The following is a 425-nucleotide window of genomic DNA, read 5'->3' as shown; positions in this document are numbered from 1 at the left end:
CAATGGCCGATTACAGAATGTCGGGTTTGGAGAGCGTAGAATGAGATAGCTGCCATTCATCGGGTGTCGGAGAACACATGATTGTCGAGCATTTCCTGACCTTGGATTGCCGTCATCCCACAGGTCTGAATCAATTTCAGAAAGTAACCACCTCGGCTATGTCGCCAAGTGGCCCTATGGAAATTGGGAACGGTTCATTCTCTGGACCTTGTTCGTATGGAAAAGCGCAAAATCGCCATTCACGCTGATACAAATAAGAAAAATGCTTAATGGTTTCTGGTCTAGTTTTTATATCAACAAACGAGCATGGGTCGTAATATTTGATATTCCCTTGCCATGTTGCTGCCATTGGCCAAATCTCTTTTACTTTAAGTGATAGGCGTACAGTGAATTCCGAAGGATTTCGGATAATGAGAGCCGCATCC

Annotated in this window: 1 protein-coding gene; it reads right to left on the bottom strand. The window is 44.5% G+C overall.

Annotation, left to right across the window (positions count from 1 at the left end; translation table 11 throughout):
• Positions 1-136 precede the first annotated feature (136 nt).
• A partial coding sequence (locus tag K9B33_RS22980) for a hypothetical protein (RefSeq protein WP_224551432.1) occupies positions 137-425 on the bottom strand: 289 nt, incomplete at its 5' end.

Origin of the sequence: Sphingobium sp. 3R8 (assembly GCF_020166615.1) — a bacterium.
GTDB lineage: Bacteria > Pseudomonadota > Alphaproteobacteria > Sphingomonadales > Sphingomonadaceae > Sphingobium > Sphingobium bisphenolicum.
This window is presented reverse-complemented; position numbering and strand designations above follow the sequence as displayed.